Origin of the sequence: Kribbella sp. NPDC050459, assembly GCF_040655315.1 — a bacterium.
GTDB lineage: Bacteria > Actinomycetota > Actinomycetes > Propionibacteriales > Kribbellaceae > Kribbella.
Map to the genome: position 1 here is coordinate 363,973 of NZ_JBFAJQ010000006.1, position 15,134 is coordinate 379,106.

The 15,134-nt window shown below is 70.3% G+C and carries 15 protein-coding genes; all 15 read left to right on the top strand.

Going from position 1 to position 15,134, the window contains the following annotated elements; genetic code table 11:
• Positions 1-27: 27 nt before the first annotated feature.
• The 15 genes from AB0I12_RS22700 to AB0I12_RS22770 all read left to right on the top strand — a co-directional run bounded on the left by AB0I12_RS22700 (position 28) and on the right by AB0I12_RS22770 (position 15,130).
• Complete coding sequence (locus tag AB0I12_RS22700) at positions 28-882, top strand: sugar phosphate nucleotidyltransferase (protein WP_355688486.1); 855 nt, start codon at positions 28-30, stop codon at positions 880-882.
• Positions 882-1,532: a PIG-L family deacetylase gene (locus tag AB0I12_RS22705; RefSeq protein ID WP_359933021.1), complete on the top strand. Its 651-nt coding sequence runs from the start codon at positions 882-884 to the stop codon at positions 1,530-1,532. The genes AB0I12_RS22700 and AB0I12_RS22705 overlap by 1 nt, the downstream gene beginning before the upstream one ends.
• Before the next feature lie 14 nt (positions 1,533-1,546).
• A complete protein-coding gene (locus AB0I12_RS22710; RefSeq protein WP_359933024.1) occupies positions 1,547-2,668 on the top strand; it encodes a class I SAM-dependent methyltransferase in 1,122 nt (373 codons plus the stop codon).
• A gap of 1 nt (position 2,669) precedes the next feature.
• Complete coding sequence (locus tag AB0I12_RS22715; protein ID WP_359933027.1) at positions 2,670-3,218, top strand: dTDP-4-dehydrorhamnose 3,5-epimerase family protein; 549 nt, start codon at positions 2,670-2,672, stop codon at positions 3,216-3,218.
• The gene (locus AB0I12_RS22720; protein WP_359933030.1) at positions 3,215-4,531 is read left to right on the top strand and encodes a glutamate-1-semialdehyde 2,1-aminomutase; all 1,317 of its coding nucleotides are present in this window, start codon (positions 3,215-3,217) and stop codon (positions 4,529-4,531) included. Before AB0I12_RS22715 ends, AB0I12_RS22720 begins: the two co-directional genes overlap by 4 nt.
• A 9-nt stretch (positions 4,532-4,540) precedes the next feature.
• Positions 4,541-5,185: a phosphatase PAP2 family protein gene (locus tag AB0I12_RS22725; protein ID WP_359933033.1), complete on the top strand. Its 645-nt coding sequence runs from the start codon at positions 4,541-4,543 to the stop codon at positions 5,183-5,185.
• Positions 5,182-6,156 (top strand): glycosyltransferase family 2 protein, encoded by a 975-nt coding sequence (locus tag AB0I12_RS22730; RefSeq protein WP_359933036.1) that lies wholly within the window; start codon positions 5,182-5,184, stop codon positions 6,154-6,156. The genes AB0I12_RS22725 and AB0I12_RS22730 overlap by 4 nt, the downstream gene beginning before the upstream one ends.
• A gap of 1 nt (position 6,157) precedes the next feature.
• Positions 6,158-7,378, top strand: a complete 1,221-nt coding sequence (locus AB0I12_RS22735; protein WP_359933039.1) for a polysaccharide pyruvyl transferase family protein — start codon at positions 6,158-6,160, stop codon at positions 7,376-7,378.
• Complete coding sequence (locus AB0I12_RS22740) at positions 7,375-8,688, top strand: hypothetical protein (RefSeq protein ID WP_359933042.1); 1,314 nt, start codon at positions 7,375-7,377, stop codon at positions 8,686-8,688. Before AB0I12_RS22735 ends, AB0I12_RS22740 begins: the two co-directional genes overlap by 4 nt.
• A complete protein-coding gene (locus AB0I12_RS22745; RefSeq protein ID WP_359933045.1) occupies positions 8,685-9,851 on the top strand; it encodes a glycosyltransferase in 1,167 nt (388 codons plus the stop codon). The genes AB0I12_RS22740 and AB0I12_RS22745 overlap by 4 nt, the downstream gene beginning before the upstream one ends.
• Before the next feature lie 12 nt (positions 9,852-9,863).
• Positions 9,864-10,757, top strand: a complete 894-nt coding sequence (locus AB0I12_RS22750; protein ID WP_359933048.1) for a phytanoyl-CoA dioxygenase family protein — start codon at positions 9,864-9,866, stop codon at positions 10,755-10,757.
• A 194-nt stretch (positions 10,758-10,951) separates the two neighbouring features.
• The gene (locus tag AB0I12_RS22755; RefSeq protein WP_359933051.1) at positions 10,952-12,427 is read left to right on the top strand and encodes a sugar transferase; all 1,476 of its coding nucleotides are present in this window, start codon (positions 10,952-10,954) and stop codon (positions 12,425-12,427) included.
• Positions 12,427-13,368 carry a GDP-L-fucose synthase gene (locus AB0I12_RS22760; RefSeq protein WP_359933054.1) on the top strand — a complete coding sequence of 314 codons (942 nt, stop codon included), beginning with the start codon at positions 12,427-12,429 and terminating at the stop codon, positions 13,366-13,368. Before AB0I12_RS22755 ends, AB0I12_RS22760 begins: the two co-directional genes overlap by 1 nt.
• A complete protein-coding gene (gmd, locus tag AB0I12_RS22765) occupies positions 13,365-14,354 on the top strand; it encodes a GDP-mannose 4,6-dehydratase (RefSeq protein ID WP_359933057.1) in 990 nt (329 codons plus the stop codon). Before AB0I12_RS22760 ends, gmd begins: the two co-directional genes overlap by 4 nt.
• Complete coding sequence (locus AB0I12_RS22770) at positions 14,351-15,130, top strand: WecB/TagA/CpsF family glycosyltransferase (protein ID WP_359933060.1); 780 nt, start codon at positions 14,351-14,353, stop codon at positions 15,128-15,130. Before gmd ends, AB0I12_RS22770 begins: the two co-directional genes overlap by 4 nt.
• Positions 15,131-15,134: the final 4 nt, after the last annotated feature.

A 15,134-nucleotide genomic window follows, 5' to 3' on the forward strand; every position in this document is an offset into this window, starting at 1 on the left:
GAAAGCCGTTGGGGGGAAGGAAGTCTGATGAAGGTCGTGATCTTCTGCGGAGGGTTCGGGCTGCGGATGCGCAGCGGCGTCGACTCCGCACCGAAACCGATGATGACGATCGGCGACCGGCCGGTCCTGTGGCACGTGATGCGGTACTACGCGCACTTCGGCCACACCGAGTTCATCCTCTGCCTGGGCTTCGGCGGCTCGGCGGTCAAGGAGTACTTCCTGCGCTACGAGGAGACGGTCTCCAACGACTTCGTGATGACCAAGGGCGGCCAGCGCATCGAGCTGCTCGACTCCGACATCAGCGAGTGGAAGATCACCTTCGTCGACACCGGGATCGACACCAGCATCGGTGAGCGGCTGCGCCGGGTCCGGCCGTACCTCGAGGACGACGACGTGTTCCTGGCCAACTACGGCGACGTGCTGACCGACGCGCCGATGGACAAGATCATCGACCACGTCGTGACCAGCGACGTCACCGCCAGCCTGCTCGCGGTACCGCCGCAGGCGTCCTTCCACGTGGTCGAGTTCGGCACCGACTCCCGGGTCACCGGGCTGCGGTCGGCCGCCGACCTGAACGCGTGGATCAACGGCGGGTACTTCGTGCTCAAGAAGGACATCTTCGACGTCCTGCACGAGGACGAGGACCTGGTCGGCGACGCGTTCCCGCGACTGGCCGCGATGAGCAAGCTGGAGGCGATCCCGCACCACGGGTTCTGGGCGCCGATGGACACGCTCAAGGAACGCAGCCAGCTCGAGGAGCTGTACCGGTCGGGGAAGAAGCCGTGGGCGTTGTGGAGCCACGAGAACCGGGGCCACCACGGCCGGGTGCTGGACAAGGTGTCCGACGGGCTGTCCGACGGTCCGGTAGTGGTGGCGATCTGATGCTCCCGTTCCAGCTCGGCCTGATCGACGGGCCGGTCCACCTGGTCGCCCTCGGCGCGCATCCGGACGACATCGAGATCGGCTGCGGCGGCACGCTGCTCAAGCTGGCCGAGTCGGTGCCGGAGCTGACCGCCGAGTTCGTGATCGCGACCGGTACGCCGGCGCGCCTGGACGAGGCGCGCCGCGCGGCGGAGCTGTTCCTGCCGGAGTGCGAGGTGAGCGTGACCTCGGCCGGGCTGCCGGACGGGCGGCTGCCGGCGCACTGGAACGAGACCAAGGAGTTGCTTGAGGCAACGGCCGCGGAGGGCCGCACGCCGGACCTGGTCCTGGCCCCGGGCAAGCACGACGCGCACCAGGACCACCGGCTGATCGCCGAGCTCGCGCCGACGGTGTGGCGAAACCACCTGGTGCTGCACTACGAGATCCCCAAGTGGGACGGCGACTTCGGCCGGCCGTGGCTGTATGTCGAGCTCACCGAGGAACAGCTGCGGGACAAGGTGGCGCTGCTGCACAAGGCCTACCCGTCCCAGGTCCCGCACGACTGGTTCGACGAAGAGGTGTTCGCCGGACTGGCCCGGCTGCGCGGCATGGAGTGCCGCGCGCCGTACGCCGAGGCGTTCACGACGGCCAAAGCCACGCTGACATGGTGAAGGAGGGGGATGTAGTGAGCTTCAGGTGCCGTGGGTGCGGGTCGGCCGACGCCGTACCCGTCGTGGACATCGGCGAGCAGCCGTGCGCGGACTACTTCCCGGCTGCCGATGCGCCCGGACCTGATCCGCGCTGGCCGCTCGCGCTGTGGCTGTGCCGGGACTGCACGCTGGTGCAGCTCGGTCCGGTCGAGGCGCAGATCGCCGAGGAGCCGCTGGCGGTGGAGTCGGCGACCAGCCGGGCGCATGCGGAGGCCTCGGTCAAGGAGATCCTTCGTGACTACCCGGAACTGACTGGCGGGGTGGTGTTCGAGTTCGGCAGTCCGCATGGCGGGTCCTGGCTCGACCACCTGACCGCGGCGGGCTGCCGGCTTGCCGGCCATGGCGAGAAGGCCGATCTCGTCATCGATGTGCACGGGATCGTGCACGAGCCGCAGTACGGCGCGTCGCTGAAGCTCCGCGCCGAGCGGCTGGCACCGGGTGGGCTGCTGGTGATGGAGTTCCACCACCTGCTGCCGTTGTTCGTCGGGAACCAGTTCGACACGATCCGGCACGGGCACTGGGCGTACGTGTCGCTGCGGGCGCTGCGCAACCTCGCCGCGCTGCACGGCCTGATGGTCGAGTCGGTCAAGCAGGTCGACATGTACGGCGGCAGCCTGATGGTGATGCTGCGGCACACCGCCGACGCGCGGCCGGACGCATCGATCGACGTGGTGCTGGAGGACGAGGACGCCGCGGGCCTCGCGGACGAGGTGCAGCTCGGCAGCCTGCAGGAGGCCGCCTGGCACGCGGCCGGCGCGCTGCACGACGAACTGGCCCGCCACCGGGCCGCCGGACGGACCGTGCTCGGGTACGGCGCCCCGTCGAAGGCGCCGGTGCTGCTCGGCCTCAGCAACGTGACGACGGACCTGCTGCCGTTCACCGTCGACCTCGCACCCGGCAAGCACGGCCGCCGGATCCCCGGCAGCTGCCTGGTCCCGATCCGCCCGATCGCCGACCTGCTGGCCGCGAAGCCCGACGTCGTCCTGGTCCTGACCTGGGACATCGCCGACGAGATCATCGCCCAGCTGGAGGCCGACGGCGGCTGGGGCACGACGTACCTCGTCCCGCTCCCGGAACCGCACGAGAGAGGTCGCTGACATGGACGTCATCGAGATCCCGGGCATCGCCGGCGTCCTGCTGTTCCGGCCGGCGCCGCACCGTGACGAACGGGGATTCTTCTCCCGCACGTTCGACCGGGACGTGGTCGCCAAGGCCGGTCTCGACCCGGACGCCTTCGTGCAGGACAGCATCTCCCGGTCCCGCAAGGGCGTGGTCCGCGGCATGCACACCCGCTCCGGCAAGGGCGAGGCCAAGCTGGTGCGCTGCTCGTACGGCGCGGTGTTCGACGTCGTCGTCGACCTGCGCCCGGACTCGCCGACGTACCGCAACCGGGAGACCTTCGACCTGACCGGCGACAACCAGGTGACGGTCTACGTCCCGGCCGGTTGCGCGCACGGGTTCCAGGCCCTCACCGAGCCGGCCGACGTCTCGTACCGCATCGACCGTGCGCACGACCCGTCCGAGGACGTCGCGATCCGCTTCGACGACCCCGATCTGGACATCCCGTGGCCGCTGCCGATCACGCTGATGTCCGAGCGCGACAAGGCCGCCGCATCACTGGCACTCGCCACTGCGAGGCTGACATGACCAGATCGTTCGAGAAGTCCAACGCCGCGAACAAGCGGCTGCACGACGTGATCCCGGGCGGCGCGCACACCTACGCCAAGGGCGACGACCAGTTCCCCGAGCAGATGGCGCCGGTGATCGAGCGCGGCGACGGCGCGCACGTCTGGGACGTCGACGGCAACGAGTACATCGAGTACGGCTCCGGCCTGCGGGCGGTCAGCCTCGGCCACCGGCACCCGAAGGTGCTCGAGGCGGTCCGCCGGGAGCTCGACCGCGGCAGCAACTTCGTCCGCCCGAGCATCGTCGAGCTGGACGCCGCCGAACGCTTCCTGGCCACGGTGCCGACCGCGGAGATGGTGAAGTTCGCCAAGAACGGCTCGGACGCGACGTCGGCCGCCGTCAAGCTGGCCCGCGCGGTCACCGGCCGCCGGCTGGTGGCGATCTGCGCCGACCACGCGTTCTTCTCGATCGACGACTGGTTCATCACCCGGACGCCGATGTCGGCCGGGATCCCCGCCGAGATCGGCGCGCTGACGGTCGGTTTCCCGTACGGCGACCTGGCCGCCACCGAGGAGCTGTTCCGGCAGCACGACGGCGAGATCGCCTGCCTGATCCTGGAGGCCGCGACCCAGCACGACCCGCCGGCCGGGTATCTCGAAGGCCTGCGCGACCTGGCGCACCGCTACGGCGCGCTGCTGATCTTCGACGAGATGATCACCGGCTTCCGGTTCTCCGCGGCCGGCGCCCAGGGCCTGTACGGCGTGACGCCTGACCTGTCCACCTTCGGCAAGGCACTCGGCAACGGCTTCGCGGTGTCCGCGCTGGCCGGCAAGCGGGAGTACATGGAGCGCGGCGGTCTGCGGGACAGCCACGAGCGCGTCTTCCTGCTGTCCACCACGCACGGCGCCGAGTCGCACGCCCTCGCGGCAGCCATCGCGGTGACCGAGGTCTACGCGGAGGAGGACATCGCCGCGCGGCTGCACGAGCGCGGTGAGCGGCTGGCCCGGGGCGTCCGCGAGGTCGCCGCGGCGGCCGGAGTCCAGGAGCACGTCGTGGTCCGCGGCCGGGCCAGCAACCTCGTCTTCGCGACGCTCGACGAAGACCGGCAACCGTCACAGATCTACCGCACCCTGTTCCTCCGGGAGCTGATCACCGGCGGTGTGATCGGGCCGTCGTTCGTCGTCAGCAGCGCGCTCACCGACGCCGACCTCGACCGCACCGTCGAGGTCGTCGCGAAGGCGTGCACGGTCTACCGCCAGGCACTCGACGCCCAGGACGTGAACGCGTTCCTGGGCGGCCGTCCGGTGCGGCCCGTCTTCCGTAAGTACGTCTGAAGGAACCTCATGCGAGCTGCCCGGTTCACCTCGACCAACCTCCTGGCCGTAGCCAGCGTGGTGGCGTTCGTGGTGCTCGCCGTGGTGGCGTCGGCCGGGCACGTCAACGGCCTCGACCAGGACCTGCGCCAGGTCTTCCGCCCGGACGACGTCTGGGGCATCTGGCAACAGATCTTCGGCAACGTCGTCGACGGTGCGGCGCCCGAGGTCGCGCTCGTCGTGTTCGCACTGGTCGCCGCGCTGACCGCGGTCCGGCGCAGGTCGTGGCGGCCGCTGGTGTTCGCGGGGATCCTCGCGCTGGCCGCCGTCGTGATCACCCAGGTCGCGAAGGCGATCGTGGCGCGACCGGATCCGCAAGGGCACGTCGGCTCGTTCAGCGGCTCGTTCCCGTCCGGTCACATGGTGATCCTGCTGACCTGCCTCGGCGGCGTGTTGCTGCTGTGGCGGGAACGCCCACCGGCCTGGGCGTGGTGGGTGGCGGTGGTGGCCGAGCTGACGATGGGCCTGTCGCTCCTGCTGCTGTCGATGCACTGGTTCACGGACGTGATCGGTGGCCTGCTGCTCGCCGTACCGCTGCTTGTCGTTGCCGCATCGCCTCGCTTTCTCACGCCGGTCCACCGGACCGCGCCGCACTCAGTTGGGAGCCTGTCATGACCGCTGACCGTATTCGGCCGCGACTCAGCATCGGCCTGCCGGTGTACAACGGCGAGGACTACCTGCGCGCGTCGATCGACGCGGTCCTCGGCCAGACCTACACCGACTTCGAGCTGATCCTGTCCAGCAACGCGTCCACCGACGGCACCGACGACATCTGCCGCGAGTACGCCGCACGGGACCCGCGGATCACCTTCTACCGGCAGGAGCGCAACGTCGGCGCCGCGCCGCACCACGACTTCGTCCTGCAGAAGAGCCGGGGCGAACTGTTCAAGTGGGCCTCCGGCGACGACCTGTGGGCGCGTGACCTGGTCGCCCGCTGCGTCGAGCTGCTCGACCAGCACCCGGACGCGATCCTGGCGCACAGCTACACGGCGGCGATCGACGGCGCGGACACCGTGATCCAGGCGCTCGAGTACCCGCTGCACACCGACGCGCCGCAGGCGCCCGAGCGGCTGCGCAGCATGCTGTTCGACGGCGACCTGCCCGGCGCGATCCAGGCCGACGACTTCTACGGCGTGATGCGCACCGACGTACTGCGCAAGGTCAAGCCGCACGGGAGCTTCTACCACGCCGACCAGGTGTTCATGGCCGAGGTCGCGTTGCACGGCCGCTTCCTGCAGGTGCCGGACTGGCTGTACTTCCGGCGCCACCACGACGGCCGCGCGCTGCAGGCGAACCCGACCATCAGCAGCTGGTCGCGCAACCTGGACCCGCGGCGCTCCAACAAGCTCGTCCACCCGCCGGCCCGGCTGGTCGCCGAGTACATCCTCGGCTACTTCGCCGCCGTCCGGCGGGCTCCGTTGACGCCCGCCGAGCGGCGCGAGTGCAACCGGCACATCCGCCGCTGGCTGACCAGCCGCGTCACCCGCCGGATGCCCGGCCGCTCGAAACCGGCGCCGATCCAGGACTTCGGTGCGATCGACACGCTGTCCGTCCACGCCGTGGTGGCCGGCTCGGAGGGGAACTGACATGCGGGTCGGTCTGTACGGGCGTCTCGGCGGCGGCAACATCGGCAACGACGCGATGCTCGACGCCGTCATGGATCACCTGCGCGCCTGGCATTCCGACGCGACGCTCGACTTCATGTGCGAGGGTCCGGACGAGATCACCGAGCGGTTCGGCGTACCGGCCATGGAGATGCACTGGCTGCAGTCCCGCAAACCCGCCCGGTCCAGGATCGCGCAGAAGCTGCTGACGCTGGCGCGGATCCCGGTCGCCGGTGTCATCGACACCTGGCGCACCGCCCGCTGGGTGCGCCGCCACGACGTCGTCATCGTCCCGGGCGCCGGCGTGCTCGAGGGGACGCTGCCGGAGCGGCCGTGGGAGCTGCCGTACACGATGCTGGTGATGGCGGTCTCCGGCCGGCTGTTCGGCGTCCGGACGGGACTCGTCTGCGTCGGCGGCTCGCGCGTCGAGGAGCGGGCCATCAGGCTGCTGCTGCGCGCCGCGGCCCGGCTGGTGAACTACCGCTCGTTCCGCGACGAGTACTCGCTGGAGGTCGGCCGCGAGACCGGGGTGGCGGCGCCGCAGGACAAGGCCTATGCCGACATGGCGTTCTGGCTGCCCCTCGAGGTCACCCGGGAGCCCGAACCGAAGTCGGTCGGGCTCGGCGTGATGGCCTACTACGGTTCACCCGGCGACCGGTCCCGCGCCGACGAGGTCCACGCCAAGTACGTCGACCAGATGAAGGAGCTCACGCGGCTGCTCGTCCAATCCGGCCGGAGCGTCCGCCTGCTCATCGGCGACCGGCTCGACGAGGAGGTCGCCAAGGAGGTGCTGGCCGACGCGCAAGGTGCTTGGGCCGGCCTCAGCCGGTTGCCTGTGTCGTACGAGCCGTTCTCCTCGTTCGAGGGCCTGACGGACCAGGTCGCATCGGTCCAGACGGTCGTCGCGATGCGCTACCACTGCGTCGTCGCCGGCCTGAAGGTCGGACGGCCGACGCTGGCCATCGGCTACGGCCGCAAGCACGACGCGGTGATGGCGCAGATGGGTCTCTCCGGGTACGTGCAGGACGTCCGGTCGCTGGACCTCGAGCGCCTGGTCGAACAGGTCGGCGAGCTCGAGGCCGACGAGGCCGTGATCGAGAAGACGCTGGCCGAGCGCAACGCCGACAACAGAGCACGGCTCGGCGAGCTCTTCCGCGACCTGTCCGACGCTCTCTTCAAGCCGGTTCGCGGGGCGGTGCGATGAGCGGACGCCACGCGACCAAGCATGCCGGCGGGCATCGCGTTGCCCTGCGCAAGCAGGTCGCGGGCCGGCTCGGCTGGGGGATCGGCGACCAGGCGGTGTCCAGCCTCGGCAACTTCCTGCTCGGGGTGTTCGTCGCCCGGCTGCTCGGTGCCACCGGTCTCGGCGCGCTGGGCCTCGCCTTCCTCGCGTACTCGGTGGCGCTGAACTGCTCGCGGGCGTTGTCGACCGACGCCCTGATGGTCCGTTACAGCGTGTCGGATCACGACGCCCGCAAGCAGGCGATGGCCGCGTCGGGCGGTGTCGCGCTGCTGGTCGGTGCAATCAGCGGAGTGATCTGCCTGCTGATCGGGTTCGGCCTGAAGCTGCACACCCCGGGCTCCGAGGTCGGCGCGGCTTTCGTTGCCCTGGGCATCGTCATGCCCGGGCTCACGTTCCAGGACAGCTGGCGGTCCGCGTTCTTCGCGGCCGGTGAGGGTGCGAAGACCTTCGTGAACGACACCGTGTGGACGGTGCTGATGCTGGCGGTGCTGTTCGGCGGCCGCTACCTGGACTTCGGGATCACGGCCGCGCTGCTCACCTTCGGCGGTACGGCGGCGCTGGCCGGTCTCTACGGGATCAGGCAATCGGGGGTGCTGCCCCGGCCCGCGCACGCCGTCGGCTGGCTGCGGCGGCACAGCGACCTCGGACCGCGGTTCCTGGTCGAGAACGTCGTCCTCGGCGCCGGCGGCCAGGTCCGGACGCTGATCGTCGCCGCGACCGGCGGACTCGCCGCGGCCGGATCCATCCGCGGCGCGGAGATGCTGATCGGCCCGGTCGCCGCGCTGCTGATGGGCGTCGGCCAGGTCGCCGTACCGGAGGCCGCCCGGGCGCTGCAGCGCGGTGACCGGTCGTTGTGGCGGCTGTGTGCGGGACTGAGCGGCGGACTGTCCGCGATGGCACTCGGCTGGGGTGCGGTGGTCCTGGTCGTCTTCCCGCTCGGCCTCGGCGAGTTGGTGCTCGGCAGCGTCTGGCCCGGCGCTCATGCGCTGGTGCTCGGCGTGATCGTGAGCGCCGCGGCCGGATGCCTGCACGTCGGACCGTCCGCCGGGCTGCGGGCCCTCGGGCGTGCCGATCGGACCATGCAGTGCCAGATCGTCGTCACGTCGCTGTTCGTCGGCCTCGCCGCGATCGGCGGTGTGCTGTGGGACGCGCAGGGCGTCGTCTGGGGCAGCGCGATCGCCTCGGTCGCCGGGGTCGGGATCTGGTGGAGCAGGCTGGCCAAGTCCCGGCACGAGTACGCCCGCACGGCCGCGGAGGGCGCAGCGGTATGACCGGGTCCGAGATCGTCATCGCGACCCTGATGCGCCAGCGCGGCGGATCCGGGCTGCAGAGCCACGTCCGCACGTTCGACGAATACCTGCGGGACTCGTCGCGGCCGGTCAGCATCGTCAGCCCGTTCGAGGCCCGGTCACCGTTCGTCCTGCCGGTGTTCGCGGGCCGGGTCGGGATCCGGCCGGTCAGCCGGCCCGCCGCCGTGTGGTGGCACCAGTACTGGCACGCGCACTACCTGAAGGCGGCGCTGCGCACCCGGCTGGCCGCGCGTCCTGACGCGGTGATCTACGCCCAGTGCCCGATCTCGGCCGGGGTGGCGCTGCAGGTCCGCCGTACCCAGCCCGTCGTGATGGTCGCGCACTTCAACATCTCGCAGGCCGACGAATGGGCCGACGAGGGCGAGATCCCGCGCGACGGGCGGCTGTTCGGCGCAATCCGGCAGTTCGAGGAGCGGGTGCTGAGCGGACTCGACGGCATCGTCTACGTCTCGGAGTTCACCAAGGCCGGCCTCGAGAACCGGATCCCGGCGCTGCGCGACCTGCCGAGCGCGGTCATCCCGAACGCGGTCTCGCGGACCGCGGGGGCCGTCGACCGGGCGGAGCCGCTCGCGGACCTGATCACGGTCGGCCGGCTGGACTCCCGGAAGAACCACCGGTACCTGCTCGAGATCCTGGCCGCGGCCGCGGCGCGCGGCCACCGGTACACGCTCTCGGTCGTCGGCGACGGCGTCGACCGGCAGGCGCTCGAGGCGCGGGCGGCCGAGCTCGGACTCGCCGGCCAGGTGTCCTTCCTCGGGTACCAGCCGGACGCCCGCGCGCTGATGCGCCGGCACCAGATCTACTGCCACACGTCGACGACCGAATCGTTCGGCATCGTGCTCGCCGAGGCGATGTCGGAAGGCCTGCCGGTGCTGGCGGCCGCCGTCGGGGGAGTGCCCGAGGTGGTCCGGCCCGGTGTGGACGGCCTGTTCTGGCCACTGGACGATGCCGGCGCCGCGGCACGCGTCCTGATCGGCCTGATGGAAGACCCCGCACGACGCGCCACGCTGGCGGCCGCCGCGCGGGCCCGGAGTGCGGCGGAGTTCAGTGCCGCCGCTGCCGGGGAACGGCTGCTGGCATTTCTCGAACACACGGGGATCCGCCCCGCGCGGTCGATTGTCTGAGAGGAGACAATCATGCATTCCATCTACGTCGACGCCGACTTCACCGACGACGAGCGGCGCGCCAAGCTCTACGACGGTGACCTGTTCGTCTACTCGCCGCGTCCGTCGACGCTGGCGCTGACGGAGTTCGCCGCGGCGATGGCCCGCGAGGCGTTCGCGCCGCTGGACCCGGAGACGGCCCAGTTCGAGATGGCGGTCGAGGACTACGCCGCGCTGCTGGCGAAGCTGAAGCCGGAGTTCATCCACCACCCGGAGTCGAAGCGGCTGATCCAGGAGATGCTCGCCGACTTCGGGTGCGACCAGGAGCAGACGTACTTCGACGTCCCGCGGATGCGCAGCTCGACGTCGAACGACTACCTGACCACCGGGATCGCGTTCGCGTTCCACCCGCACCGCGACACCTGGTACTCGGCGCCGCACGTGCAGCTGAACTGGTGGCTGCCGATCTTCGCGATCACCGACGACAACGGCCTGGCCTTCCACCGCAAGTACTGGCAGACGCCGCTGAAGAACAGCTCGCGGGTCTACAACTACGCCGAGTGGAACGAGACCAGCCGGAAGATCGCCGCCACCCAGATCGGCACCGACACCCGCGTGCAGCCGGTACCGGAGGAAGAGGTCGAGCTGATCCCGCAGATCCGGCCGATCTGCAAGCCGGGCGGCGTCATCTTGTTCTCCGGCGCGCAGCTGCACTCCAGCGTGCCGAACACCTCGGGCCGGACCCGGTTCAGCATCGACCTGCGCACCGTGCACCTCGCCGACGCGCTGGAAGGCCGGTCGGCGCCGAACATCGACTCCGAGTGCACCGGGACGACGATGGGCGACTACCTGCGCGTCAGCGACCTGGAGCACATCCCGGCCGACGTCGTCGAGGCGTTCGACATCCCCAAGGTCGAGGTCGCCTGAGCCCCTTCCAACCGCCCGCTCCACAACCTTGTGAAAAGTCTTCACAAGGTTGTGGAGTCTGTGTCGCCCGCGGCCTGCCCGCGTAGTAATGTTCGGTGACTCGTCGCCGACGCGCGGGTTAACAAGGACACGCTGCACTCCAGGCCGGACACTGTTAGTGACCGGGTGGTTGCGGGAGGGAACGAGGGGCCGCAGTGAGCGGAGCAGAAGCGCCTGACGCTGTGGACAGCCGTCGGCCGCTCTGGGTCGTCCCGCACGAGGTCCCGGCGATCGTTCCGCTGCCGTCGCGGTCGACCGAGCCGCGCTGGGTGGGGGTGTACCGCTGGGCCGCGGTCGGCGGGGACCTGCTCGCCGCGATGCTGGGCGTCTCGATCGCGCTGCTCACCCGGTTCGGGTACCACGTCGGCTCGAGCTACCTGGTCGTGAGCAGCGTGCTGCCGCTGGCCTGGGTGGCCGCCGTCGCGTTGTCGAAGGGCTACGACCCGCGCTTCTACGGGGCCGGGCCGGACGAGTTCCGGTCGCTGATGCGCGCCGGTGTCGGGCTCACCGCGGCGGTCGCGATGACGTCGTACGTGACGAAGGCCGAGATCGCCCGCGGCTTCGTGGTGCTGGCGATCCCGGTGATGGTGGTCGCCGCGCTCCTGCTGCGGTATGCGTTGCGCAAGGACCTGCATCGGCACCGGGTCCGGGGTCGCTGCATGCACAGGGTTCTCGTGGTCGGGCGCAGTGGCCCGGCCGCGACGCTGTGCGAGCACCTGGAGAGCCGTCCGACCGACGGGTTCCGGGTGGTGGCGACCTGCCGGCCGCGGGGCGAGTCCGGTGAGGTCGAGGCGCTGGACGAGCCCGACATCCTCGCCGCCGCCGACCGGCACGCGGTCGAGGTGGTCGCGATCGCGACCGATCCCGAGCTGGCCGGGCAGTCGCTGCGCCGGCTGTCCTGGGCGCTCGAGCAGCGCGGTATCGAGCTGATCGTCTCGCCGGGCATCATCGAGGTCGCCGGTCCGCGGATCTCGGTCCGCCCGGTGGCAGGCCTGTCCCTGCTGCACCTGGAGCGGCCGTCGGTCAGCGGCGGGCCGCACCTGATGAAGGCGGTCTTCGACCGGGTCGTTGCCCTCGGCATCGTCGTCGTGCTGGCGCCGCTGCTGATCGGCCTGGCGCTCGCGGTGAAGCTGTCCAGCTCCGGCCCGGTGCTGTTCCGGCAGCAGCGCGTCGGCCGCGCGGGCGTCGAGTTCACGATGCTCAAGTTCCGCAGCATGTACGTCGACGCGGAGGCGCGGCTCAGCGACCTGTACGCGTTGAGCGACGGCAACGGCGTCATCTTCAAGATGCGCAACGACCCGCGGATGACCCCGCTCGGCCGGTGGATCCGGCGGTTCTCGCTGGACGAGCTGCCGCAGCTGTTCAACGTGCTGCGCGGCGACATGTCGCTGGTCGGCCCGCGGCCGCCGCTGGCCGAGGAGGTCGCGCTGTACGCCGCCGACGACTCGCGGCGGATGCTGGTGAAGCCCGGCATGACCGGACTCTGGCAGGTCAGCGGCCGCAGCGACCTGTCCTGGGACGAGTCGGTCCGCCTCGACCTGCGGTACGTCGACAACTGGTCGATGACCTTGGACCTGCTGATTCTCTGGAAGACCGTGCGCGCGGTGTTCTACGGCGCGGGAGCGTATTGATGGCCAATGAGTTGCCCAGGCATGCACCGGTGTACGTCGCGGGTCACCGCGGTCTCGTCGGGTCGGCGCTGTGGCGCCGGCTCGAGGCGGCCGGTTACACGAACCTGATCGGCGCTTCGTCGGCGGAGCTGGATCTGCGCGATCGGGCGCAGACCTTCACGTTCCTTCGCCATCATCGCCCGGCGGTGGTGATCGACGCGGCCGCGCGGGTGGGCGGCATCCTGGCGAACCGGGACCACCCGACCGAGTTCCTCAGCGACAACCTGCGCATCCAGGTGAACCTGATGGACGCCTGCCTGGAGGTCCGCACGCCGCGGCTGCTGTTCCTCGGGTCGTCGTGCATCTACCCGAAGTACGCCGAACAGCCGATCCGCGAGTCGAGCCTGCTCACCGGCGAGCTCGAGCCGACCAACGACGCGTACGCGATCGCGAAGATCGCCGGCATCATGCAGGTCCAGGCGGTCCGCCGGCAGTACGGCCTGCGCTGGATCTCCGCGATGCCGACGAATCTGTACGGTCCACACGACAATTTCGACCCGGCGTCCTCGCATGTGCTGCCGGCGCTGATCCGGCGGTTCCATGAGGCAAAGGCCTCGAGTGCGCCGGAGGTCGTGTTGTGGGGGAGCGGTACGCCGCGGCGTGAGTTCCTGCACGTGGACGATCTCGCGGATGCATGCTTGCACCTGCTGGAGCACTACGACGCGCCGGAGCCGATCAACGTCGGCGTCGGCGCGGACGTGACGATCCGGGAGCTGGCCGAGCTGGTCGCCCGGGTGGTCGGCTACACCGGTGCCCTCAGCAACGACCTGTCCAAGCCCGACGGCACCCCGCGCAAGCTGCTCGACGTGAGCCGGCTGCAGGCGCTCGGGTGGAAGCCGTCGATTTCCCTCGAAGACGGTGTGGCCGCCACCTACCGCTGGTACGTGGAGAACGTCACATGAAGAAAGCATTCATCACCGGTATCACCGGCCAGGACGGTTCGTACCTGGCCGAGCTGCTGCTGGCCAAGGGCTACGAGGTGCACGGCCTGATCCGCCGCGCGTCGACGTTCAACACCAAGCGGATCGACCACCTCTACGAGGATCCGCACGCCCAGGACAAGCGGCTGTTCCTGCACTACGGCGACCTGACGGACGGGTCCCGCCTGGTCACGCTGCTGGCGTCGATCCAGCCGGCCGAGGTGTACCACCTGGCCGCGCAGTCGCACGTGCGGGTGAGCTTCGACGAGCCGGAGTACACCGGTGACACCACCGGGATGGGGACGACGCGGCTGCTCGAGGCGATCCGGATGATCGGGCTGGACTGCCGGTTCTACCAGGCGTCGTCGTCGGAGATGTTCGGCGCGACCCCGCCGCCGCAGAACGAGGACACCCCGTTCTACCCGCGGTCGCCGTACGGCGCGGCGAAGCTGTACAGCTACTGGATGACCCGGAACTACCGCGAGGCGTACGACATGTTCGCGGTGAACGGGATCCTGTTCAACCACGAGTCCCCGCGGCGCGGCGAGACGTTCGTGACGCGCAAGATCACCCGGGCCGTCGCCCGCATCAAGCTCGGCCTGGAACAGCGCCTGTACCTGGGCAACCTGGAGGCCTCCAGGGATTGGGGCTACGCGCCCGAGTACGTCGAGGGCATGTGGCGGATGCTGCAGCACGACACCCCCGCGGACTACGTGATCGCGACCGGGACGTCGTACAGCGTGCGTGACTTCGTCGCGCTGTCCTTCGAGCACGTCGGGCTGGACTGGGAGAAGTACGTCGACCACGACCAGCGCTACGAGCGTCCCACCGAGGTCGACTCGCTGATCGGGGACGCGTCCAAGGCCACGACCGAGCTCGGCTGGAAGGCCCAGGTGCACGTGCCGGAGCTGGTCCGGATCATGGTCGACGCCGATCTGGCGGCGCTGACGGAACGGGACGACCGATGACCGACATCCAGGCCGAACCCACGACGGCCGCCGACCGCGTCGACGTGCTGGGCATCCACGTCAGCGTGACGAACCTCGACCACACGGTCGGCGCCTTCGCCGACTGGATCGAGCAAGGGGACCGGCAGCTGGTCTGCGTGACCGACATGAACGCCCTGCTGCACGCCCGCGCCGACGAGCGGCTGACCGCGGTCTACAACACGTCCGGGCTGACCGTGCCGGACGGGATGCCGCTGGTGTGGGCCGGGAAGAAGGCGGGATTCGAGCAGATGGACCGCGTGGCCGGCCCGGACCTCCTCGAGCGGGTGCTGGCGGAGGCGGCGCAGCGCGGTTGGACGCAGTACTTCTACGGCGGGGCCGAGGGCGTGGCGGACGAGCTGCGCGAGCGGTTCCAGGAGCGGCACCCGGCCTTGAAGGTGGTCGGCGTCGAGTGCCCGCCGTACCGTCCGCTGACCGACGCGGAGGACGCGGAGACGGTCGCGCGGATGAACGAGGCCCGCCCGGACATCGTCTGGGTCGGGCTCGGCGCGCCGAAGCAGGAGCGCTGGATGGCCGACCACCGCGGCCGGCTGAACGCGACGATCCTGATCGGGGTCGGTGCGGCCTTCGACTTCCACACCGGCCGGCTGGACCGCGCGCCGCGGTGGATGCAGCGCGCCGGGCTCGAGTGGAGCTACCGGCTGTACAAGGAGCCGCGCCGGCTCTGGAAGCGGTACGTGCTCGGCATCCCGCGCTTTCTCCTGGGTGTCCTGCGGCATCCGCCGCGTCCCCTCTAGAGTG